The 24,177-nt window shown below is 36.4% G+C and carries 21 protein-coding genes and 1 tRNA gene; 6 read left to right on the top strand and 16 right to left on the bottom strand.

Translation table 11 applies throughout. The features are described from left to right. The first annotated feature begins 183 nt into the window (after positions 1-183). Positions 184-387, top strand: a complete 204-nt coding sequence (locus ACFIM8_RS05365; protein WP_375606917.1) for a helix-turn-helix transcriptional regulator — start codon at positions 184-186, stop codon at positions 385-387. A gap of 99 nt (positions 388-486) precedes the next feature. On the opposite strand, the gene ACFIM8_RS05360 is transcribed toward ACFIM8_RS05365, so the two are convergent. From ACFIM8_RS05360 to ACFIM8_RS05345, 4 genes are all read right to left on the bottom strand, one after another. Further along, positions 487-562: transfer RNA gene (locus ACFIM8_RS05360), tRNA-Thr, on the bottom strand. A 196-nt stretch (positions 563-758) separates the two neighbouring features. Continuing rightward, a complete protein-coding gene (gene accC, locus ACFIM8_RS05355; RefSeq protein WP_375606916.1) occupies positions 759-2,117 on the bottom strand; it encodes an acetyl-CoA carboxylase biotin carboxylase subunit in 1,359 nt (452 codons plus the stop codon). Positions 2,118-2,131: 14 nt separating this feature from the next. Continuing rightward, entirely contained in the window at positions 2,132-2,632 is a 501-nt protein-coding gene (gene accB, locus ACFIM8_RS05350; protein ID WP_375606915.1) for an acetyl-CoA carboxylase biotin carboxyl carrier protein, read from the bottom strand. A 255-nt stretch (positions 2,633-2,887) separates the two neighbouring features. Further along, positions 2,888-3,754 (bottom strand): DsbA family protein, encoded by an 867-nt coding sequence (locus tag ACFIM8_RS05345; RefSeq protein ID WP_375606914.1) that lies wholly within the window; start codon positions 3,752-3,754, stop codon positions 2,888-2,890. Between the two features lie 341 nt (positions 3,755-4,095). Between ACFIM8_RS05345 and glpD the strand changes: the two genes are divergently transcribed. The 3 genes from glpD (at position 4,096) to cobT (ending at position 8,700) form a co-directional block, all read left to right on the top strand. Then, positions 4,096-5,625, top strand: a complete 1,530-nt coding sequence (gene glpD / locus ACFIM8_RS05340) for a glycerol-3-phosphate dehydrogenase (protein WP_375614599.1) — start codon at positions 4,096-4,098, stop codon at positions 5,623-5,625. Positions 5,626-6,319: 694 nt separating this feature from the next. Beyond that, positions 6,320-7,300 carry a tRNA dihydrouridine(20/20a) synthase DusA gene (dusA, locus tag ACFIM8_RS05335; protein WP_375606912.1) on the top strand — a complete coding sequence of 327 codons (981 nt, stop codon included), beginning with the start codon at positions 6,320-6,322 and terminating at the stop codon, positions 7,298-7,300. A 392-nt stretch (positions 7,301-7,692) separates the two neighbouring features. After that, on the top strand, positions 7,693-8,700 hold the full coding sequence (cobT, locus tag ACFIM8_RS05330) for a nicotinate-nucleotide--dimethylbenzimidazole phosphoribosyltransferase (RefSeq protein WP_375606911.1): 1,008 nt from the start codon (positions 7,693-7,695) through the stop codon (positions 8,698-8,700). 28 nt (positions 8,701-8,728) lie between these two features. Here cobT and ACFIM8_RS05325 read toward each other — a convergent pair whose 3' ends face one another. The 7 genes from ACFIM8_RS05325 to topA form a co-directional block, all read right to left on the bottom strand. Further along, positions 8,729-9,220, bottom strand: coding sequence for an Lrp/AsnC family transcriptional regulator (locus ACFIM8_RS05325; RefSeq protein ID WP_375606910.1), 492 nt, complete (start codon positions 9,218-9,220; stop codon positions 8,729-8,731). A gap of 21 nt (positions 9,221-9,241) precedes the next feature. Then, on the bottom strand, positions 9,242-9,871 hold the full coding sequence (locus ACFIM8_RS05320; RefSeq protein ID WP_375606909.1) for a uracil-DNA glycosylase family protein: 630 nt from the start codon (positions 9,869-9,871) through the stop codon (positions 9,242-9,244). Positions 9,872-9,899: 28 nt separating this feature from the next. Continuing rightward, a complete protein-coding gene (locus tag ACFIM8_RS05315) occupies positions 9,900-10,463 on the bottom strand; it encodes a thermonuclease family protein (RefSeq protein WP_375606908.1) in 564 nt (187 codons plus the stop codon). A gap of 332 nt (positions 10,464-10,795) precedes the next feature. Continuing rightward, on the bottom strand, positions 10,796-10,963 hold the full coding sequence (gene rpmG, locus ACFIM8_RS05310; RefSeq protein ID WP_004864083.1) for a 50S ribosomal protein L33: 168 nt from the start codon (positions 10,961-10,963) through the stop codon (positions 10,796-10,798). Positions 10,964-11,065: 102 nt separating this feature from the next. Then, positions 11,066-12,238: an MFS transporter gene (locus ACFIM8_RS05305; protein ID WP_375606907.1), complete on the bottom strand. Its 1,173-nt coding sequence runs from the start codon at positions 12,236-12,238 to the stop codon at positions 11,066-11,068. 358 nt (positions 12,239-12,596) lie between these two features. Further along, entirely contained in the window at positions 12,597-14,873 is a 2,277-nt protein-coding gene (gene rnr / locus ACFIM8_RS05300) for a ribonuclease R (protein WP_375614598.1), read from the bottom strand. 3 nt (positions 14,874-14,876) lie between these two features. Then, positions 14,877-17,450 (bottom strand): type I DNA topoisomerase, encoded by a 2,574-nt coding sequence (topA, locus tag ACFIM8_RS05295; RefSeq protein WP_375610383.1) that lies wholly within the window; start codon positions 17,448-17,450, stop codon positions 14,877-14,879. Between the two features lie 264 nt (positions 17,451-17,714). Here topA and ACFIM8_RS05290 point away from each other — a divergent pair, with 264 nt between their 5' ends. Then, positions 17,715-17,921 carry a hypothetical protein gene (locus ACFIM8_RS05290; RefSeq protein ID WP_005773510.1) on the top strand — a complete coding sequence of 69 codons (207 nt, stop codon included), beginning with the start codon at positions 17,715-17,717 and terminating at the stop codon, positions 17,919-17,921. On the opposite strand, the gene dprA is transcribed toward ACFIM8_RS05290, so the two are convergent. The 4 genes from dprA to ACFIM8_RS05270 are packed head-to-tail and all read right to left on the bottom strand — an operon-like array spanning position 17,851 to position 21,947. Beyond that, positions 17,851-19,083, bottom strand: a complete 1,233-nt coding sequence (gene dprA, locus ACFIM8_RS05285) for a DNA-processing protein DprA (protein ID WP_375608347.1) — start codon at positions 19,081-19,083, stop codon at positions 17,851-17,853. The genes ACFIM8_RS05290 and dprA overlap by 71 nt on opposite strands. Continuing rightward, complete coding sequence (plsY, locus tag ACFIM8_RS05280; RefSeq protein WP_375610381.1) at positions 19,040-19,672, bottom strand: glycerol-3-phosphate 1-O-acyltransferase PlsY; 633 nt, start codon at positions 19,670-19,672, stop codon at positions 19,040-19,042. Before plsY ends, dprA begins: the two co-directional genes overlap by 44 nt. Before the next feature lie 11 nt (positions 19,673-19,683). Then, complete coding sequence (locus tag ACFIM8_RS05275; protein ID WP_375614597.1) at positions 19,684-20,985, bottom strand: dihydroorotase; 1,302 nt, start codon at positions 20,983-20,985, stop codon at positions 19,684-19,686. Further along, complete coding sequence (locus ACFIM8_RS05270; protein ID WP_375608348.1) at positions 20,982-21,947, bottom strand: aspartate carbamoyltransferase catalytic subunit; 966 nt, start codon at positions 21,945-21,947, stop codon at positions 20,982-20,984. The genes ACFIM8_RS05275 and ACFIM8_RS05270 overlap by 4 nt, the downstream gene beginning before the upstream one ends. A gap of 125 nt (positions 21,948-22,072) precedes the next feature. On the opposite strand from ACFIM8_RS05270, the gene ACFIM8_RS05265 reads away from it, so the two are divergent. Beyond that, entirely contained in the window at positions 22,073-23,692 is a 1,620-nt protein-coding gene (locus ACFIM8_RS05265; RefSeq protein WP_375606900.1) for an acyl-CoA dehydrogenase family protein, read from the top strand. Here ACFIM8_RS05265 and ruvX read toward each other — a convergent pair. Continuing rightward, on the bottom strand, positions 23,677-24,156 hold the full coding sequence (gene ruvX, locus ACFIM8_RS05260) for a Holliday junction resolvase RuvX (RefSeq protein ID WP_375606899.1): 480 nt from the start codon (positions 24,154-24,156) through the stop codon (positions 23,677-23,679). The genes ACFIM8_RS05265 and ruvX overlap by 16 nt on opposite strands. Positions 24,157-24,177: the final 21 nt, after the last annotated feature.

The raw sequence follows: 24,177 nt of genomic DNA, 5'->3' as shown, positions 1-24,177 counted from the left end.
GCCAATGTATGCATGTGTCATAGAGGACAACTCGCATTAGCTCTTACTCAATTGCCTGATTGGAAATATGAAATTAAGCACATCTAAAAAATAAACTTGCAAATTTTTAAAAGTTGGAGTGCTTCACATGCCTTCCAGCACTCCCACCCATTTAATTAATATAAAAAAGAGAAAGGTAATGAGATGATATTTGATGATGGAGATAGATATGTAACGACACGTGAGTGTGCACAGCTTTTTAGTGTATCAACCACAACGATTCGCAATTGGGTGCTTCAGGGGTTGTTTCCGGAGCCATATAAGCTAGGGAGAGCAGTGAGATGGAGAAAAAAAGAGATCCTAGCTTTTACTCCAAAGAAAAATACGGAGCAAATAAGAACAAATTAGGTAAAATTATATAAACTGTAGAAGGTGGTCTAAAAGGTGGTCTGAAAATAGCTATTTAAAGAAAAAATCTATATATTTCAATATATTTAAGAAATAAAATGGTGCCCCCAGAGAGACTCGAACTCCCGACCCCCTGATTACAAATCAGGTGCTCTACCAACTGAGCTATAAGGGCGTAACCATGTAGGAGTTAGCACAAACTAACAAAAAGGAAAACAGAAAATTATTAAATTTTATGCATATTAAAAGAAAACTATATAAAAAATAACCAATTTATTTCCTTTTTTCCACTTTTTACAGCAAGGTTGGAACTATCCTTATGTTGATATCTTATAGAATCTTTTATAAGAATGGACCGTTTTGCTATCGAATTACGAATCTGAAGACTTTGATTGATGAGCAAGGTAATTTTCTAGCCAGTGAATATTATAATTACCATCAGCAACATCTTGATTATTAATAAGATCGCGAAAAAGAGGTAGTGTAGTTTTTATCCCATCGACGACAAATTCATCTAAAGCACGCCGTAAACGCATCATACATTCTAAACGGGTACGTCCATGAACAATCAGCTTTCCAATCATGCTATCATAGTAAGGAGGAATACGATAACCTGAATAAGCGCCTGAATCAACACGAATCCCTAAACCTCCAGGTGTATGAAAATGTGTAATGGTTCCAGGTGATGGCGTAAAATTAATGGGATCTTCTGCATTAATACGGCATTCAATGGCATGACCAGAAAAACAGACTTCATCTTGTGTCACTGAAAGTTTACAGCCTGATGCAATATGGATTTGTTCGTGGACTAAATCTATACCTGTAATTGCTTCAGTTACAGGATGCTCGACTTGTAAACGTGTATTCATTTCAATAAAATAAAATTCGCCATTTTCATAAAGAAATTCAATAGTACCCGCTCCACGATATCCAAGTTGGGCACAAGCATTTGCAACAATACTTCCAATTTTTTTCCGTTCAGTTTCATTAAGTGCAGGTGACGTAGCTTCTTCCCATACTTTTTGATGTCGTCGTTGAAGTGAACAATCGCGTTCTCCTAAATGAATAGCATTTCCCGCACCATCACCTATGACTTGAATTTCAATATGACGGGGTTTTTCTAAATATTTTTCTATGTAAACAGCGTCATCACCAAAAGCAGCTTTCGCTTCTGAACGCGTTGTCTTGAGAGCTATAGAAAATTCTTGTTCAGAATGAACGACTTTCATACCACGTCCGCCACCACCGGCAGAAGCTTTTATAATAACCGGATAACCAATTTCACGAGCAGTGCGTAAAGCATCTGATTCTTCAGTGACTGCTCCATCTGAACCTGGAACTACAGGAATACCAAGTTTTTTGGCGGTTTTCTTTGCTTCGATTTTATCGCCCATGATTCGGATATGAGTAGCTGTTGGACCGATGAATGTAATATCATGGGCTTCTAGAACATCTGCAAATTTTGCATTTTCAGAAAGAAAGCCATAACCTGGATGAACAGCATCCGCTCCTGTAATTTCACAAGCAGCAATAATTTGCTGAATACTCAAATAAGAATCGCGAGCAGGAGGAGGGCCAATACAAACACTTTCGTCAGCAAGACGAACATGCATTGCATCTGCATCAGCGGTAGAGTGAACAGCCACGGTTTTTATGCCAAGTTCTTTACATGCACGTAAAACGCGAAGAGCAATTTCTCCTCGATTAGCAATGAGGATTTTTCGAATCATGGTTGCCCCTCGCTTTATTCAACAATAATAAGTGGTTCACCAAATTCAACAGGTTGACCATCTTTGACAAGAACAGTGGTTACCGTACCGGAGCGCGGTGATGAAATTTGATTCATTGTTTTCATGGCTTCAATAATAAGTAATGTCTCCCCTTCAGAAACATTTTGTCCTACTTCTACAAAAGGTTGTGCGCCTGGTGAAGGTGCAAGATAGGCTGTTCCAACCATTGGAGAGGTTATTGTGTTTTTTGATTTATCTTCTTGGATAGAGTGTATAGGAGATTCAGCTGTTGGAACTGGAGAAGATGTTACAGAAAAAGTAGGAGTAGAAACAGGAGCATAGATCGCTTGCTCGGAAGAAGTTGAGGTATTTTGGCGTGAGACACAAATACGAAGCTCCCCTTGTTCAACTTCAATGTTCGTTAAATTTGTATCATTCAAAATTTCAGCAAGATCACGAATAATGTTCGTATCAATTGCGGTATATTTTGCCAAATCCATTTTTTTTGTTGCCATTTTATTTCTAACTCCTTGATCAATGAAGATCGTCATTATTTCGTTTTATGACAGAATATCTCTAGATTAGGGATGATATCTTTTGAAGCTTTAAAGATATTTATTTCCTTTAAATTCATTATATTTTGCAATTTTAAACTCGTATCTGCTTTACGCAAAATTGCATTTATAAGCCTGTTGTCAAAAAAGAGAAAGCATAAAATTACCTCATTTACAGTATTCTTCCTAAAACTAATCAGGTATAGAATAGGGTATTTACTGTGTATTATCTATCGCTTGTTTTAGAATGTCTTGTCTGGCTGCGCCGATGAATATTTTATTACCAATGATATAAGAAGGTGTTCCCGTAATATGAAGTGTAGAGGCAATGTGAATATTTTCTTTAAAAGCTTTTTGCAGATTAGGGTCTTTTATTGCATTACGGAGTTTTTTTTCATCTGCTCCTAATGAAACAGCTATTTTTATAGCTTTAGCTTCATTTGCGCGCCCTTGATGCATTAAAAGCTTTTTATGAAACTGAGGATATTTTTCTGGAAATTGTTTTCGAAATGCGTAAGCAACGGTATGAGCCGCCATAGAATCAGATCCCAAAATCGGTAAATCCTTGATAATAACCCGTAGATCTGGATATTCTTTTATCAAGTCTTCTATATCTGAATAGGCACTTTTACAAAATCTGCAATTGTAATCAAAAAAATCAACAAGTACTTTTTTACCATTTGGATTCCCCAAAACAGCGTCATGAGGAGAGTGAAAAATTTCCTTTTCTAATAAATGAATAATTGAGCTTTGACTTTCGTCTTCATTTTGTTTTTCCAGCTTATCTTGAAGGATAAGCTGCATTTCAATCAAAACTTCTGGATGAGTAAGAAGATACTCTCTAACAATTTGTTGAATATGCTGAGAATCAGTATGCGGTGTCATTTTTTCTTTAAGCTTAGATAAAAAGCTAGAATCTTCTAAAAGTTGTGCTTTAAGTTTTTCTAAGCTTAAATGATTGGTTACTGTCTGCTGTGATGTTGCGTTTGATAAAGAAGGTAAAAAGGTTAAAATACTCAACATAACTGGGACTAAAATTTTTGAAACAAGTGTTATTTTCGAGTTTTCAGGTTGATGAGTCATCTGTATACCTTTACATTTTCTATTGTGTCATTGAGTAAACTATATGAAAAGCGTTCTCTATGTGCAATAAAGCATTTAGCTATAGTATGTATTCTCAAATGATAAAAAACATTAATTTTTCTCTAAAAAGCTTTCATATGATGTACATTTGCAAAGATTATATTGCCTACAGGATAAAAAATCCTCTCTTTAATTTGTCAAATGTTGTTTTGATGTATAAGGGTATCAAAAGCTTTTTGTGCGTGTTTATTTTAGGAAAAAGTACGTTGATAATACAATGAAGAACACTTGTATTATTTTCTCCTGTTGCTTTATTGAGGACTGAGAAACAAAATTAAATAATGAAAAGTGAAATTATGAAAACCACAACACATTATGAGCTGTTTATCATTGGGGGAGGGATAAACGGGTGTGGATTGGCAAGAGATGCAGCTGGACGCGGTTTTAAAGTAGGATTAGCTGAAATGAAAGATCTTGCATCAGGGACTTCAAGTGCATCAACAAAACTTATTCACGGTGGTCTTCGTTATCTTGAACATTATGAGTTCAAACTTGTTCGTGAAGCACTCAAAGAACGCGAGATCATTTTACGTATAGCTCCACATATTGTACGTCCTTTACGTTTTCTTCTTCCTTATCATAAAGAATTGCGTCCTGCTTGGATATTGCGTTTTGGACTTTTTATTTATGATTATTTAGGGAACTGGAATCAGAAATTGTGGCGCAGTAAAACGATTAATTTTTCAAAAAAGTTTTGCTCTACACTGAAAAAAGAATATCAGAGAGGTTTTGAATATTCTGATGCAAGAGTAGATGATGCGCGTTTAGTTATTGCCAATGCTCGTGATGCAGAAAAGTGGGGAGCTGATATAAAAGTACGCACAAAAGTTCTATCTTTAAAAAGAGAAGACAAAAAATGGCGTATCTTTCTTCAAGACAAGTTAAGCGGTAAAGAATATAATGTCACTGCTTCTTATGTTGCGAATATGACAGGACCTTGGATTGATCATGTTTTGGAAAGCGTATTAGACTGTAAAGAACATACACCAATACGGCTTGTTAGAGGTTCTCATATTTTGGTTCCCAAACTTTATACTCATGATCGTGCTTATATTTTTCAAAATGGTGATGGGCGTATTATATTTGCTATTCCATATCAAGAAGAGTTTACCTTGCTTGGAACAACAGATTGTAATTATCAAGGAGATCCGGCTGACGTTCATATTACTGATAAAGAAATTGATTATATTTGTGCAGCAGCCAGTGAATATTTCATACAACCAGTATTACCTGAAACGATTGTCTGGTCTTACTCTGGAGTTCGTCCACTCTATGATGATGGAGCTTCAAAAGCACAAGAAATTACGCGCGATTATGTTTTAAAAGAAATGGGAACAGGAACGACACCAAAGATACTTAATCTTTATGGTGGAAAGATTACAACTTATCGTAAGTTAGCTGAAGATGCGATGAAATTTGTTGAAAAAGCACTTGGTAAAAAGGGAGCATCATGGACGGCTAAGGCAGTACTTCCAGGGGGAGATTTCCCCTATAACAAATTAGATACAATCGAAAATAGGATTGCTCTTTTAATGCCAGATTTAGATGTTTTTACACATCGCAGGCTTGCACGCTCCTACGGTACAGAAGCATTGCTGATCTTTGCACATGGTAAGGCAAATAAAGGAAAAAATTTTGGACATGGGCTTTATGAAGTAGAAGTAAAATGGTTGATGGAAAAAGAATGGGCTAAAGTATGTGAAGATGTGTTATGGCGTCGTTCAAAACTGGGGCTCCTATTTAATGAACAAGAGGTTGATACTCTTTCTTCCTATATGCAAAGCCAACAAGAGATTGAAAAACGTTTATGATCATTTCATTTTACAGATTTTATCTGCAATATTGTAAATATTTTCCTTCAAGAGATACTGATATCAGTTATAGATATTAAAAAGGCAATGGCTGTCTATACCCTGATTTTAGTTTTTTTTGCAAGAATCACAAAATGGCAAAATTAGATAGAATATTTAAGATGAAATTTGTCTATTTTATAAAGTGAAATCTAAGAATATTACCAAAAAGAACTCATTGATAAAAAATGATTTATAATTAGATTCGTATGAAATAAGGTTTTTTCTTCTTTAGGAGAAGATAAAGCTACTTTCTTTAGCGTTTATTTGCACAATGAGTTAAAAAATCTAAAGAAAATTAAATCGATCATGAAAAATTGTATAATGTGTTAGTTTAGCATTTATTATCTTAAACGCTGTACTAAATCATGTAAGGGGAGAGACTTGAAGAGCGTAAGAAGAACTTATAAATGAGTTTTTTATATTATAGTAAAAATCTTCTTTTTTCATGTTTATATACCTGAACACTAATCTATGAGAAATGCGATATTGTGTTTTGGCATGATTGATTGTAGTAAACCTTGATATCAATTGAAAATAATGAGCTGTTATTATACTCATGATAGTATAAAAGAATAAAATTTTCCGTAAACTAAAAGTAAGTATTTTTCTATGTATAAAGAGAGAGCTATAGGGACATGAGAGTAATACCCTCATGATATTTTACAACCTTCCATCGCCTATAAAATTTGCAGTAGCACCAATGTTGGACTGGACAGACCGACATTGCAGGTTTTTTTATCGTCTTTTAACGAAAAAAGCTCTCCTTTATACGGAAATGATGGTAGCAGATGCTGTCATTCATGGTGTTCGTGAACAATTGTTGGCTTTTAGCGACAAAGAACGTCCAGTTGCATTACAATTAGGGGGGGCAGATCCGAAAAAGTTAGCAGAAGCTGCACGAATTGCTGAGGATTTTGGCTATAACGAAATAAATCTCAATGTTGGTTGTCCATCAAATCGTGTTCAAGCAGGTGTCTTTGGAGCTTGTTTGATGCTACATCCAGACATTGTGGCAAATGCTGTAGAAGCAATGAAACAAGAGGTTACTATACCTGTAACTGTCAAATGTCGGATTGGAGTGGACGAACAAGATGAAGAATTAGCATTAGATCTTTTGGCTAATCAAGTTTGGAATGCTGGATGTGATGCGCTCTGGATCCATGCACGCAAGGCATGGCTACAAGGATTGAGTCCGAAAGAAAATCGCAATATTCCGCCCCTTAATTATGAAAGGGTTTACAAATTAAAACGTCAATATCCTCATAAATTTATTGGGATAAATGGTGGAATTAAATCGATTGATGAGATCAAAGAACACTTAACTTTCTGTGATGCTGTCATGGTTGGTCGCCAAGTTTATCATGATCCAACTTTGTTAAAACATATTGATTTTGAACTCTATGGTGAGTCGCAGAATAGTCTAAGTGAGAGTGATCTTATTGAGGTTATGTGTGATTATGCAGCTCGACATATTGCATCGGGGGGACGGCTTTCTCATGTGACGCGTCACATGATTGGTTTATTTCATGGGCGGGGTGGGGCACGTCGATGGCGGCAAATACTATCAAATGATGCGATAAAACCAAACGCAGATATATGTACTTTAAAAGAAGCTTTTTATGCTCTCATTTAATAACAGTCAGACAATTAACATATATTGAAGTTGAGATCCTTTGCGTTTTGATTTCTTTGCGATAATTTTGATCCCTTTAATTTTATAAGTTTTTGAAAGTTTATAACTTTTATTATGAATAAGAATGTTAGAATTTATATATTAAACGGCATGCTGATTATGCCTATTAAATAAAAAATAGTTTAAGGGTATCACTGTAAAGGTAGTCATAAGATATTAATAACATTTTGAATCTTGCACGTTTGTTATTGGGGTAAAAAATAGAATGTAGAAATTATTGCTTTCATAGTATTTAACATTTTTAAAGCACTGTTAAAAAAACAATAAATTATTCATATCCTGTATATATGACGTGATTTTCATAAACATTGTAGATTTTAAAAGGTATCCTTATGATCGCTAGTCCATTTGATGATTTTCGTGCTTTGTTTACAAATTTACCTGTTGCTGATGAGTTTTCTATAATTTTGGCAAAAAAACGGCAAAAAAACTTAACAAAAGAGCAAGGAACATTGGGAAAACTAGGAGATATTGCTGTTTGGTACGCGGGGTGGAGAGGTACAGAAAAACCTATAGTAACGCGACCTTTGGTTGCTATTTTTTCTGGAAACCATGGTATTGTAGAGGAGAATATTACACCATTTCCACAATCTATGACACAAAAAATGGTACAAAATTTTGCATCTGGCGGTGCTGCTATCAACCAAATTTGTATCGCTTATGATCTGGGATTAAAAATTTTTGATTTAGCATTGGAATATCCAACAATGAATATTACCAAGGATGCTGCAATGGACGAGAGAAGTGCAGCTGCTACAATGGCATTTGGAATGGAATCCATTGCTGGTGGAACAGATCTTTTATGTATTGGTGAAATGGGAATTGGAAACACAACAATAGCTTCAGCTTTATGTTTAGCATTGTTTGGTGGAGACGTTGAAGAGTGGACAGGACATGATATGGAATCGGAGGGTGATTTTTATCAGCGTAAAATAGCAGCGGTTAAGGCAGCAGTTTCCTTGCATAAGGAGCATTTAAATGATCCTTTTGAGATAATGCGTCGCTTAGGAGGACGTGAAATTGCTGCTATGGTTGGTGCTATTTTGGCGGCAAGAATGGAAAAGATACCCGTTATTTTAGATGGTTTTGTGGCAACAGCAGCGGCAGCGGTCCTTTATAAAATGCATCCAAAAGCTCTTGATCATACTCTCGTTGGACATGTTTCTTCTGAAAAAGTCCATCGTAAACTTTTACAAAAAATTGGCAAAGAACCACTTCTAGATTTGGGGATGCGTCTTGGTGAAGGGACAGGAGCAGCTATGGCAGCTGGTATTGTCAAAGCTGCTGTTTTAACTCATGCACAAATGGCGGTTTTGGAACAAGAAAGTTTGAACACTTAAAAGATGATGAGACGGATATAAAAAACGCTTAAGAGTTATGTTCATTTACCTTTTCATGTAATTTAATATAATTCAGCGGAAGCTCCGTTGTATATTTAATCTGTTCCATTGCGAAAGAAGATGAGACATCACGGATATCAATTTTAGAAATTAATTTTTTATAAAAAAGATCATAAGCTTCAATATTGGGAACAACAACACGCAATAAATAGTCAATATCTCCACTCATTCGGTAAAATTCAATAACTTCACGGAACTCCTGCACAATTTGTGAAAAACGCTTAAACCATTCATGACTATGTGTATTTGTGCGAATAGACACAAAAACAGTGACGTGTGCGTTTACTTTTTCTGGAGAAAGAACAGCAACACGACGTTGAATGACGCCATCTTCTTCAAGTTTTTGAATCCTACGCCAGCAAGGAGTGGTCGAAAGTCCCACTTTTTTAGCAATATCAGCAACAGAAAGTGTCGCATTTTCTTGCAAAAGATGTAAAATTTTTCGGTCAAGACGATCCATATTTTTTCTCAATATTTTAATTTATAAAAATTTACGCACTAAACGACGCAGATATACAATAAGCTCATCGTTAAACCATGGATTTTTCTGTAACCAAGAAGTATTTCGCCATGACGGATGAGGCAAAGGCATAACATTATAGCCTCGAGGTTGAGGAATGGAAAGAATATTTCTCCAATCACCAACAGTTGCAGAAACGGTTTTATGTTTTAATTCTGTAATGTGCCACTTTTGCGCATAACGACCAATGGCAAGAACAAGCTTTATTTGAGGCATTGCCTGAAATATCTTTTCATGCCATATTTCTCGACATTCACATCTTGGTGGTAAATCAGCTTTATTTTTGTCATAACCTGGAAAACAAAATCCCATAGGAACAATAGCAAAGAGAGATTTATTATAAAATTCTTCTTTTGTAACACCCAGCCAATTACGCAATCTTTCGCCCGAACGATCATTAAAAGGGATAGAAGTTTCATGAACACGCAATCCTGGTGCTTGGCCTGCAATTGCAATCGAAGCAGTATCGGATAAATAAACGACAGGGTTTGGTTCATGAGGAAGAGGAGGAAAATAATGGGGTTGTTGGACGCAAACACGACAGGAATAGATCTCTTTTTCAAGTTTGATAATTGGGCTATATTGTTTCATTAGTAAATAAAATTAAAAAATATTTTTCTTATTCTGTGCGAGGATTTGCTTTGCGCCATTCTTTTGGTCGTTGAAAACTTGATGCCCATATTCCTTTCTTTTTCCTTCTCGCTTCTTGCTCTTCTTTGGGGTATTCATAATAATTTACAGCCCAACCATTCTGTACAAGTGTTGCGTTGATATTGCTAACTTGTTTTGTTTTACATGTTGCAAGAATACGGCGATATTTATCTGTTTTTTGCCAGTGACATATAACAGTTTGATTTTTTAATAATTGTTCTAAATATTTCTTTGCCTCAAGCCCACAAGGGTAGCGTGCTTCCTTTTTTCCACAAAATTGGTGGAGTTCAGGAGCATCAATTCCAGCTAGTCGAATCTTAATTGAAGAAATCATAATGGTATCGCCATCAATGATTAAAGCATTTCCTTTAACAGAGTTTTGAGAAGAAAATTTTTCTTTTTGAGGCAACTGCTGAGTTTTCTTAAAGTAAGTTGACATAATGATAAGAATGCTGGCAGCGACAAAAATACTGAAACCGATAACTTTTAGATTAAAGATTCTTAGATTAAAATGAGAAAAAGATTTTTTCATGAAATAAAGAAACTGCTAACATTACTATAACTCTATTTTAGTATTGTTTATAATTCATCCGAGAAGCTTTATTCATATGACGAAACAATGTCTCGTTTTAATGACAAAATTTTCGTTAGATATCACAATAATCAAATACTCATGCAGAATATATGTAAGCAACTTAAATAATAAATCAACTTAAGCCAAATCCGTACAAAACGTACAAAGTTTAAAGTAAACTTTTTAAACTTAAGGAAATAAAAAAACACCCCTCAAAAAATAACTTTGAAGAGCAATACTCCCACATTTCTTTTGGAGTATAAAATCTATCAATTCAATAATAATTTTATTTATTTAATTTTTGTTTCTTTAAATTCAACGTGCTTTTTTACAACTGGATCATATTTACGCTTGCTCATTTTATCTGTCATTGTGCGGCTGTTTTTCTTTGTTACATAGAAAAAACCAGTATCTGCAGTTGATAAAAGCTTGATCTTAATGGTTGCTGCTTTAGCCATAATGTAAATACCCTATTTATACTGAAAAAATATTATTGCTTTCAAAACTTATTTCCGACATCATCAGATTTTCCGGCAACACTACGGATGTTCTCAAAAAAGTCAAGAGCTGATTAATTTTCTCATCAGTTGGATAAATACCAAAATGACATATAAACCGAAAAAAACAGCCATAGCTATTGAAAAACCAAAAGGATTAAAAATATCCATGGATTTTCCAATAAAGGTTGGCCCGATGAGCATACCAATTCCATAGCAAAAAATAAAGGCAGAATTAGCAGCAGCAAGTTCTTGGCCCTTAAGACGTGCTCCTAGATGTGCCAGAGCAATTGTATAAAGGCTAGCTGATACACCACCAAGAAGGAACAGATCAAGCATTAGAACCCATGGATATTGAGTGATCCATGGTACCATAAAAGTTCCCACAAGACCTAGGATAGCACAACTTATTAGGGGATAACGTCGATCTTTGGCATAGTCGCTTATAATGCTGATAGGAATTAAGAGCAAAACATTCCCAAGTGCAAGCGTTGCCATAAAGTGTGCTGCTTCATGCTCATTATAGCCAATGGATAAAGTAAAGGGTGTTATAAGAGTTAATGCGCCCATTTGAATAGCACCGTAAACAAACACTGCCATCATGGCACTTGGAACATAAAAAAGATAACGAAAAAATGGCGTATATTGGCTTTTTTGAAATTCTGGACTTAATTTCCAAGCCGCAAGAATTGGGATAACAGCAAGTATAATAAGGCTATAGCCAACAGCAAAAGGAATAAAGCCTTGTGTTCCCACTTTTGCTAGCAACGTTGGACCTACCGCAAACCCTAATCCTAAAACAATAGCATAAATGGAAAGAACCAAGCTACGTTTTTTAGGGGGAGCACAACTGTTGATCCAAAACTCTGACAGGATAAACATAACTGTCATAGTGAAATGTAATATAAACCTTAAAATGAACCAAACCCATAAGGGGTCGAAAAAATAGAATCCTAAAAAACTTAAAGATCCTATAGCCATCATAAGCAATATTGTTTGAGAAATTCCTAAGCATAAGGCGATTCGAGACGTAAAAATAGCTGCAATAATTGTGGCGATTCCACCAACAGTTCCACTATAGCCGATTGTACTGTTGGAAAGTCCTTTTTCTGCCATAAGAAAAGAGACAAGTTGTGTTCCCATTCCCAATGCTGTTCCAACGGTACCAATGGTTGCAATAGCTGCAATAATGGCACGCAAAGAATTATTTTGAGAGTCAAAAGCTTTTTTTTTCATAAGAATGACTTAAGATACTTTTGTTTATTCGAATAATAAAAAGGTGTGCTGAAATGAAAAAAGCTCAAGCTCTCTTTTGCAGATTTTCTCACCTATTAAGTATAAAAAACCTGCAAGATTTTTATAAAATTACTATATTTATAAAATAAATCACATACCTTTATATACTAAATAAAACATAAAAATAATATAAATACTACATATTATAGGTCTTTTCTTAGCTTTAAGTCATTATTATTTATATGCTTTTAAAGAGAGAAACAAGAGGTTTAATTATTTTTAATAAAGATTTTTAGACTTTAAAATAAAAAATAATACAACGAAAATTATAAAAATGTTTTTTACTTTTTATTTTTAATTAATTTTTTCTTTTCCCATAAAAAGTATATTTTTGTTTTTTTAATTTGTTTTTATGGTAGGATGTTGGTGAAAATTTTATTGGACGAGGTTTTGTTAAGAGTTCAAAGCATAAAGCGCCAGCAAAAGGTTGTACCGTTATAAGTTTTACTTCTACAACATCACTGAGTTGATAGCCTTTATGGCTACGCTGTCCTACAAGAACATGTTGTGCTTCATCAAAATGATAATAATCATTTTTAAGTGTAGAAATATGGACAAAACCATCTGTATTGAGTTTATCAAGTGAGATAAAAAGACCTGCTTTTGTAACTCCGGAAATGCGACCTGTAAAAATACGACCGATTTTATTCGTTAAATAGTGAGCAACAAGCCGATCAATCGTTTCTCTTTCAGCTACCATCGCACGGCGCTCATATAAAGAAATTTGCGTAGCAATTTCTGCAAGATTTTGTTCTTGTGTCTCTGTTAATTGATCATTTCCTAATTTGAGAGCTTTAATGAGTGCTCGATGAATAATGAGATCAGCATAACGACGGATTGGTGATGTAAAATGTGTATAGTTCTGCAAGTTCAAACCAAAATGGCCACTATTTTTAGGGTTGTACTCTGCTTGTGATTGTGAACGCAAAATAACTTGATTGACTAGTTCTTGTTGTTGAGTATGAGCGACCTTTTTTAAAATTCTATTAAGACGTGCTGATGTCAGTTCTGCACTTCGAGCGAGTGATATTCCTAAACTTTGAAGAAAATTCCGCAATATTTCTTGCTTGGCAAGAGAGGGTTTCTCATGAATACGGTAGATGAGGGGCTGATGATGTTCTTTTAAGGTTTCAGAAGCTGCAATATTTGCTTGTATCATAAACTCTTCAATCAAACGATGTGCTTCTAGATGTTCTTCACTCACAACATCTTGGATGCATCCATTTTGATCAAGAATAATCTTTTTTTCTGTTATTTCTAATTCTAGTGGTTGTCGAAGATTTCGCGCAGCTTTAAGGCATGCATAGGCTTCCCATAAGGGGTGTAAGATATTCTCAAGTAAAGGTGCATTTTTTTCATTGATATGTTCTTTTCTTGCCAATTGCACTTCTTGATAAGAAAATTTAGCTCTTACCCGCATCATAATACGATGAAAACTATGTTTTCGTTTATTACCGTTTGCATCAAAAATCATACGAACTGCTAAAGCTGGCCGTTCTTTTCCTTCACGTAGAGAACATAAATCATGAGAAAGGCGTTCAGGCAGCATTGGCACAACAGTATCGGGAAAATAAACAGAATTTCCGCGTTTCAATGCTTCTTTATCTAAAGCACTTCCTGTTTTGATATAGTAAGAAACATCTGCGATGGCTACAATAATAATCCAACCATCATTGTTTGCTGGATCCTTATCCTTGGTTGCATAAACTGCATCATCATGGTCTTTTGCATCTGGTGGATCAATTGTAATAAAGGGTAATTGTCGCCAATCTTCACGATTATCCATATTGGCAGCTTTGATATGTTTGGCTTGCTCAAGAACACTTTCAGGAAAAATATAAGGAATTCCTTTCGAAAGAAGCGCTATCATTGAGAGTGTTTTCTCACTCTTAATGTGCCCTAAAACATTCTTTATTTTTGCGCTCTTTAATCCGTAACCAGTATTTTTTTTTATTTCGACTTCAACGAGATCACCCGTTTCAATCTTCATTTCTGGAGACATTTCAACAATAAGTTCATTGGTTTTGCGGTCTATAGGATCAAGGCGCCATTGATTATTTTCCAATTTTCGTACAATAGCAAATGCGCTTTTGGGAGATACATCAATTTTACGAATAATTCGTCCCGTATAAGGATGGCTTGAGCTTTCAGAATTTTTATTTCGAAAAACTTTTACAAGAATATGATCTCCAACACCAATATTACTTCCTTTTATGTGATGAAAAGAGTGTATTTCAATATTGGGCTTTGGAGAATCTTCCCATTCAAGAGGTTGTGCAATAAAACTTCCATCTTTATCACGTCCGCTAATTTTTACTAAAGTAACAGGAGGTAATTTTCCTTTGTTTATTGCTCTTTTGCGGTGTTTAGATATAAGATTTTGATCCTTCAACTCACGTAACATATCTCTAAGCAAAATACGAGAATCACCTTTTAAGTTAAAAGCTTTGGCGATTTCTCGTTTACTTGAGTGGTTAGGATTCTCAATTATAAAGGAAAGAATTGCTTCCTTATTGGGAAAAGTTTTCCCCTTGAATGAAGAGAGATATTTTATGTTTTTTTCACCTTTAGCCAAAATTTATATCTCTTTTATTTTTGCTTTTGTTTTAGAAGAAGCTCTTTTTGAAGTTGTTTTTTTACTCGATGCTTTAGCCGATATAAGTTCTAGTGCCTCTGGAAGTGTTACACTAATGGGATCTTTATCTTTTGGCAATGTTGCATTAATTTTACCCCAATTGACATAAGGACCATAACGCCCGTTGCGCACGGTAATGGTTCCTCCTTCGGGATGCTCTCCTAATGTTGCCAATGCTTCAGGTGTTGTTCTGCTTTGCCTGGTTTTGTTTTCTTGTTGTTCTGCTAATACTGTAACAGCGCGATTGATACCAATATCAAAAACTTCATCTGCATGAAGAAGGCGCGCAGATTTTCCGTTATGGCTAAGATAGGGACCATATCGTCCAATCGTAGCCGTGATTGTTTTTCCGGTTTCAGGATGAATGCCAATTTCACGGGGAAGGGATAGTAAAGCCAAGGCTTTATCAAGGGTTACATTTTCTGCCTGCCATTCTTTTGGTAGTCCTGCACGCTTAACTTCTTTGCTTTCACCAAGTTGAATATAGGGACCAAAGCGGCCATTACGAAGAGAGATCTCTTTTCCTGTTTCAGGGTCAATACCAAGTATAACAGGTTCATCATTGCGTATAGCTTCATTCTCTTCTCCAGTATCTGTACCAAGTTGGCGTGTGTATTTACATTCGGGATAATTGGAACAACCAACAAAAGCACCATAACGCCCAAGTTTTAATGATAATTGACCATTTTTACAAAGAGGACAGGAACGTACATCACTTCCATCTTCGCGTTCAGGAAAAGCGAGAGGTGCTAATGTTACATTTAAAGCATCAAGAACATTAGTTATACGGAGTTCTTGGATATTGATAATAGATGCATTAAATCCATCCCAAAAATCTCGCAATACGTCTTTCCAAGAAAGTTTGCCATCAGAGATAAGATCCAGCTTTTCTTCAAGATCTGCTGTGAAACCATATTCTACATAGCGATTAAAAAAATTTTCAAGAAAGGCTGTAACAATACGTCCCTTAGCATCGGGAATAAGCTTTCGTTTATCAATGACAATATATCCACGGTCACACAATGTCGCCAATGTGGATGCATAAGTTGAAGGACGACCAATTCCTAACTCCTCAAGCTTTTTAATTAATGAAGCTTCAGAATAACGAGAAGGGGGCTCTGTGGTATGTTGTATAGATTCAACTTTTTCTTTTGTCAGTGCTTCACCAGTGTTTATTTGTGGTAAACGTGTTGATTCATTTTCTTCATTATTTTCTTCGTCTCGTTGATCCGTGTAGACGGAAATAAAGCCATCAAAGCGAATAACAGATCCTGTTGCTCGTAGATTTGCATGGTTTTCTCCTTGTTGTGCTTCAATTTCAACAGTTGTACGTTCAATTTCAGCAGAGCGCATTTGGCTGGCAATAGCACGCTTCCATATTAGCTCATAGAGCTTTGCTTGATCGCTATCGAGAAAATTACGGACTTGACTAGGATTGCGTTGAAAATCTGTTGGACGGATCGCTTCGTGTGCTTCCTGTGCATTTTTTGCCTTTGTTGAATAAAAACGTGGCTTTTCAGGAATATAGTCTTTTCCGAAAGTTTCATGAATAACTTTTCTTGCTGAATCAATAGCCTCAGGTGCTATTTGCACACCATCGGTACGCATATAAGTAATAAGCCCTGCCGTTTCACCGTTAATTTCAATGCCTTCATAAAGCTTTTGGGCAATTTGCATAGTGCGAGAAGCTGAAAATCCTAATTTTGAAGAAGCTGCTTGTTGTAGTGTGGAGGTTGTAAATGGAGGAAAAGGATTTCTCTTTGTAGGTTTTGCTTCAACACTGAGTGTATGGTATTGGGCTTGCTCCAACATAAAGCGAATTTGGTCTGCTTGTTCTTGAGATTGAATATCAAGCTTGCCTATTTTTCTTTGATTAAACATTGTCAATCTTGCTTGGAAACCATCATTTCGGATGGTTTTTAACTGTGTTGTAATGGACCAATAATCTTCTTTGATAAAATGTTCTATTTCTGATTCACGATCACAAATAATACGCAAAGCAACCGATTGAACGCGTCCTGCTGAACGCGCACCAGGAAGTTTACGCCATAAAACAGGTGAAAGTGTAAAACCAACGAGATAATCAAGAGCACGACGCGCAAGATAAGCATCTACAAGCGATGTATCAATATCACGTGGATTGTTCATAGCATCAAGCACAGACTTTTTGGTGATGGCATTGAAGACAACTCTTTTAATAGGTTTATCTTTTAAAACTTTTTTTTGACGGAGAACATCCAGAATATGCCATGAAATAGCTTCCCCTTCACGATCAGGGTCTGTTGCTAATATAAGGCTATCGGCTTCTTTAACGGCTTTTGCTATTTCATTTAAACGTTTAGCGGCAGCAGAATCTATATCCCATTTCATAGAAAAATCTTGATCCGGTAAAACAGAACCATCTTTTGCAGGCAAATCACGAACATGTCCAAATGATGCGACAACTTTGTATTGAGACCCAAGATATTTATTAATTGTTTTTGCTTTTGCTGGAGATTCAACGATAACGATATTCATAATTTTATCCAAATATTGAAATAAAAATTTTTTTATAAACGCCTTTCACGCGAATAGCTAATGCCAATTGCTTAAGAGCACATAAAAAAATATTAGCCATATAAAAAACATGAATATTGTACAACTTATGATTGTCATTATTAGAGTACACCCTATATAGAATTACACGATTTATTTTCCACTGTTATTACAAAAACATACGGCGAAATACTAAGATAACGTCTATTGAGAGGTAGGAGGGGAAATGCTCAAGGATAGAGGATTATGTTTATAAATCATTTAAAAGTTATCCAATATATTACAGACATGTCAAAGCAAATGAATCAGATGGCGCGTCAGGCGCACAGTCCGCTTTTAGCATTGCTTTTGGATATGGTTGCCAAAGAAGGGCAAAGCATTATTAATAGTGCTGAGGCTCTTGGGGAAGATCAAGATTCGACAATGACACACAACCACCAGAGTGTCGAATAAGCTTTCCAGCAAGGTCGAGTTCTACCAACAAGAGGTAGAGAGCTGGGAGTGAAACACCTGAGTGGATACTGAGTGTGTCTAAATCGATTGGCGTTGTTGAAAGAGCGGAGAGAACTGCTGCGCGTGCTGCATCATCATCTGCTAAAGAGAGGCTGTTGTTTTTTTTATCTGCTAAATTAAAATTCTCCTTTTCAAGTTGTAAAGAGGATGGTTCCTCAAAAAAATTGAGTTGGGAATTTGGAAGCGGTGAAATTAATGGCGTAAGTGTTTCTATGATGTCAGAAGGATGTGTGGTGAGTAGAGCTCCGTCTTTGATAAGATTGTTGGTACCAACAGATCTTGGATCAAGTGGAGAACCGGGAATGGCAAAAATTAACCGTCCCATTTCAGCTGCTTGACGTGCGGTAATTAAGGACCCTGAGCGCAGGGCTGCCTCTACAACCAAGAGACCAAGTGACAAAGCTGCAATAATACGGTTTCTTCTTGGAAAATCGATAGCACGCGGCTGCCAAGAAATGGGCATTTCGCTGATGATGGCTCCACCGTTGGCAATAATATCTTCATGCAACTTTTTATTTTCAGGAGGATAGATATGATCAATTCCTCCAGCCATGACTGCAACAGTTCCTGTTTTTAAACTTGCTTGATGCGCAACACTATCAATTCCACGAGCAAGCCCAGAAATTGTTACAAAGTCTGCTTCTCCGAGAAAACGCGCAAATTGAGCCGTAAGCTTTTTTCCCGCAGCTGAAGCATTTCGAGAACCTATAATTCCAATAGAAGTTTTTTGAAAAATTGCAACATTACCTTTGATAGCAATAAGCGGCGGAGGGGCTTCTGTAACCTTAAGAAAAGCTGGATAATCTGGTTCTCCTATACCGATAAACCGGACATCTAATCTTTCAGCTTCTTGCATTTCTTTTTCTGCATCTTCTAAGCTTGCTATTTTAATAGATACAGAACCACCACCTTTTCTACTAAGCTCTGACAGCGCTGCCAGAGCATTTTCTGCTGTTTTATAATGATCAATGAGATTGCGAAAACTAACAGCTCCAATATTTTCACTGCGCAATAACCGTAACCAGCTTAGACGTTGACGATCAGTAAGCAGGATTCCTTTATTTATCTCCGTTTTTCGTACCAATCTTATTTTCTTCCCCAATTAATAATCTACCGATATTTGCATAATGTTTTATGAAAACAAATATGCTCATCATAATCAGCATACAACAGAAATAAGAAGCGGAAAAATAAAAAACAAATACCGGTGTGATCGTAACAGCAATAAGCGCAGATAATGAAGAATAACGCATGAGAAGAAAAATCGCACTCCATACAATAATAAAAATAATTGCTGCAGGCCAATAGATTCCTAAGCACACCCCTAGATAGGTAGCAACACCTTTGCCGCCTTTAAATTTAAGCCATACGGGGAAAAGATGTCCTAAGAAAACAAAAAAGCCTGCTAGAGAAATAAGAATACTATTGTCTAGCGGATCACTAAAAAATTTTGTAACGAAAACAACGATAGTTCCTTTTAACATATCACAAAGAAGTGTTAGAGCAGCAAGCTTTTTATTTCCTGTTCGTAAAACATTTGTTGCTCCAATATTGCCGGAACCGATTGTTCTTATATCACCAATTTTGAACAATTTCGTAAAAAGAAGCCCAAATGGAATCGAGCCAATGAGATAAGATATGAGGAAAATAAACCATGGAGTGAACTGAAAAAATATTTCTGCTTCATTCATTAAGAATCTCATTAAGTTTGTTGATCAAGTTTAAAAACGTTTTTCCCTTTCACAAAAGTCTGGAGCACGCGTCCTTGAAAACGTGCATTCTCAAAAGGGGTATTTTTTGAACGTGAATAGAGCTTCTCTTTTGAAACAACCCATGGTTCTTCAAGATCAACCACAATAAGGTCTGCATGAGTACCTTTTTTGAGTGTTCCTGCATTGAGTCCAAAGAGCTTTGCAGGCGCCGTTGACAAAAGTTCCGTTATCCGTAGAAGAGATAAGCTCTCATCATGATAAAGGCGTAAAGCTGCGCTCAATAAGGTCTCCATACCAATAGCGCCAACTGCCGCGTCATTAAATGGTAAATGTTTTTTGTCAATACTCTGAGGATCATGAGAAGAGACAACAACATCTATAGTCCCATCCTTTATTGCTTCAATCATTGCTATACGGTCTTCTTCTGTACGCAATGGGGGCATTAAGCGAAAAGAGGTGCGATATTCACCAATGTCATTTTCATTGAAAGATAAATGATTAATAGATACACCCGCTGAAATTTTCTCACTGCGTTTTTTACCTAAACGAAGTGCATCAGCAGAGAGTGCTGTCGATATTTGAGCAGCATGATAGCGTGTTTGCGTTAATACTGCTAATCGCAGATCTCTTTCAAGTGGGATAACTTCTGCTTCGCGTGGGATGCCAGAAAGACCAAGCCAACTGGCAAGCAGTCCTTCATTCATCACACCTTGCCCTGTAAGATCTTTATCTTGCGTTTCATGCATCAATGGAACATCAAAATCGCGTGCATAACTCATTGCCCGTCGCATAACAGATGAATTTTGAAGTGTTTTTTTTCCTTCACTAAAAGCAACAGCCCCTGCATCCTTGAGCAAACCAAATTCAGTTATTTCTTGTCCGTTGAAACCTTGTGTGATGGCAGCAACAGGATAAATATTGACCGATGACATTTCCTGTGCTGTATGCGTAATAAATTTAATCAGAGCAATATTATCAATGACTGGGTGCGTGTCTGGCATCATCAAAAAGGAAGTAATACCACCTGCTGCGGCCGCTTGACTTGCTGATGCAATTGTTTCACAATGTTCATTCCCTAATTCTCCAACAAAAACGCGCGCATCAACAAGTCCAGGGAGAATTGCTTTGTTTTGTGCGTTAATAACTTCTGCTTCTTCAGGAAATCCTTGATTTAGAGCCTCTTTTCCAGCGGCTATAATTCGTCCATTTTCAATAATAACTGTACCAATTTCATCGATTGCGCGCGAAGGATCAATAATACGAGCATTTTGAAAAACAACTGGTTTTATCATTTTTTTTCTCCACTGATCTTTGCGCGTGAATCTAATAGAGCCTCCATGACAGCCATACGCACTGCAATTCCCATTTCTACTTGTGTATGAATCATACTTTGTGGTCCATCTGCTATATCGGATGCAATCTCCACACCACGGTTTATTGGTCCAGGGTGCAGAATAATAGAATCATTTTTGGCATAGGCTAAATTTTCTTTATGTAAGCCAAAATAATGGAAATATTCACGCGTAGAAGGAATAAAAGATCCTGTCATCCGTTCATGCTGTAAGCGCAACATCATGATAACGTCAGCATTTTTAAGACCTTCTTTCATCGTGTTAAAAACCTCAACACTCATATGAGCGATTTCTGCGGGTAAGAGTGTTGAAGGAGCAACAGCACGAACACGAGCACCCAAAGCATTGAGACACAGGATATTGGAACGGGCAACACGTGAGTGTAAGATATCTCCGCAAATCGCAACAGTTAATCCTTCAATACGACCTTTTGTCCTTTTAATGGTTAGAGCATCTAATAAAGCTTGGGTTGGATGTTCATGAGCACCATCACCTGCATTAATAACACAACAATCAACTTTTTGTGCTAATAAAGCTGCCGCTCCTGCACTGTTATGGCGAAAAACCAGTATATCTGGCTTCATCGCATTGAGAGTTATAGCTGTATCAAGTAATGTTTCTCCTTTTTTTACAGATGAGTTGCCGATCGCAAGACTCATCACGTGTGCACCTAGCCTTTTACCCGCTAATTCAAAAGAAGATTGTGTTCGCGTAGAGGCTTCAAAAAAGAGATTAATTTGAGTCCGTCCATGCAAAGTAGATTTTATTTTATCAATTTTGTTAGAAAGGATAACATTTGCTTCTGCACGATCAAGCAATGTATTAAGATCTTGTACACTTAGATCTTTAATAGCTAAAAGATGTTGATGAGGGAAAAGTGGAAAAAAATTATCTTGCATCATAGCATTCTTCTTTATCTCTCTCTAAACAGGTTAAACAAGCATTTGTTTGAATATGATAAATGTTTCTTAACTCTAAAAAGACAAATAGTCTATGATATGAATGATTTGAATGTAGGAATATACCTATGAGTGCTGTATCTGCGCAAAATACTCGTCGAAAAAATACATTTCTTAGCGATACGCTTATGTTTCGTATTGCTTCTACTTTGCCTAAGTTTTTGTTAGCAAGTTTTGAAGAAATAGGGGATTTTGCCGCGAGTCGAGAAGCATGGAAACTTTCTTGCTTAGCGAATCATTATAAGCCTTTACTATGCTATAATGATGAATGGGGGCAACCAACAGAAAGATTAGAGATCCATTCTTCCTATCAAGCTCTTCAACAATATTCTAGACAAGCAGGTTTGGTTACCTCGCTTTGGGAAAATACGAGCTCAGAAAATGGAGTACGCTATCAAGCGCGTGCGATTCGTTTAGCTTTATCTGCTGGTTTAGAAACAGGACATTTGAATGAAGTTATCATAACGAGTGCAGCTATTGCTGTTTTAATTAGTGATATTGAGCTCTTCAAAAAATGGCAACATGTCCTTTTATCACGCCAATATGATTCCTCATCAAAGCCTATTCATCATAAAAAGGCTGCTTCTCTAACTTGTGCATTTGACGATATTGAAAAATACGCTTTCAATTTTCCAAGTGTTAAGAAAATTTCTTTCGATGAAAGTATGGAACGTGATCTATATCGTTTAAATGTTGTAAAAACCAACGTTATTAATCCTACCGCTGACGGATATCTTGTTAGTGCAGATTTAGATGGTCATTTAAGTTGTTTTTTTATTCCACGCATACAAGAAAATGGCGCATTAAATGGATCTATATCGATTCGTCATTTAATTCAGCGTTCTGGAGAACTTTTAACACCAGAGGGGGTTGTCGACTTCCAAGGCAGTTATGGCTGGCTTTTGGGAAATGCTGGAGAAGGGCTTAAAGTTATTAAAGATATCGAGACGATGATGCGTTTCGATCAATCTGTCATATCGGCAGGTGTTTTACGAGCGGCTCTTCAATTTGGTATGGATTTTTTCCGGAAAAAAATGCCCAATCAGCCTTTACCTCCACTGACAGAACGTATTTTTGCAGATATTGCATTAGATATAGCTGCCTCACAAGCATTGGTTTTGCGTTTAGCAAGAGCATTTGACAATGCAGCAAATGACCGTTCTGAAGCAGCTTTTGCCCGCATTATGACACCTATTATTGCTTATCATGTAAGTCAATTGGTTGTGCCTATTATTGGTGAAATTATTGCACAACTTGGTATTGAAAGTTTTATAGAGAATAATCCATTATCACAAATGTTGCATAATGGGCCTGCGCGAATTGTGAGAAATAGTTCTGCTAATCAATTGGTAAAGGATGCCATCCTTATTGGTGAAAAAGCACCGGGATTGTTTCAGAAATTGTTGGAAAAAATTGCTCTTGATATTGGACCAGCGGGACCCCGAGCAATTGAAATTATTAAATCAGCAGGTGATATGGCATCAGCAAATGAAGGTGCAGGAAGATTTTTTGTTGAACAAGTAGCTTATGCAGCAGCAGCAGCAGCATTACGTTCTACGGACATAGAACATGTTGCGAATGCCTATATGGAAAGCCGCCTTGGGGGACAATGGAGATCTTCTTACGGGATGCTCATTGCGCGATATAATGCAGGGCATTTGCTCAATGTCCTCTATCCTTCCATATGATGAAAGTTTTGAATTCTATTGAGAGCACCTTGCAATATAAAAGCGGCGGCTGCCGAATCAATACGGCTTACTCTTTTAGCGCGCGATACATTCATTTCTAAAAGAGACCGTTCTGCAGCAATTGTTGATAAACGTTCGTCCCAAAAAACAAATGGAATTTTTGTATAAGCTTTCATATTGCTCACAAAAGCTCTGGTTGCTTGAACACGAGAGCCACTGCTTCCATTCATGTTAAGAGGTAAACCAATGATAATAACACCTACATTTTCACGGTCAAAAATTTTAATAAGTGTGTAAGCATCTTCTGTAAATTTTTTTCGCTGTAATACAGGACGCGGATTTGAGACAATCAACCCCCTATCAGAAATCGCAATTCCGATCGTTTTTGTCCCTAAATCTAAGCCTGCTATCGTTTGTCTAGGCAAAAGATGTGTTATAACTTCATCTATATTAATAACAGTCATAAAGGTATAATACGTTTTTTA

Origin of the sequence: Bartonella sp. AC535YNZD, assembly GCF_042196625.1 — a bacterium.
Lineage (GTDB): Bacteria > Pseudomonadota > Alphaproteobacteria > Rhizobiales > Rhizobiaceae > Bartonella.
The sequence above is the reverse complement of the archived record's forward strand: the minus strand, read 5'-3'. Positions and strand labels throughout refer to the sequence as shown.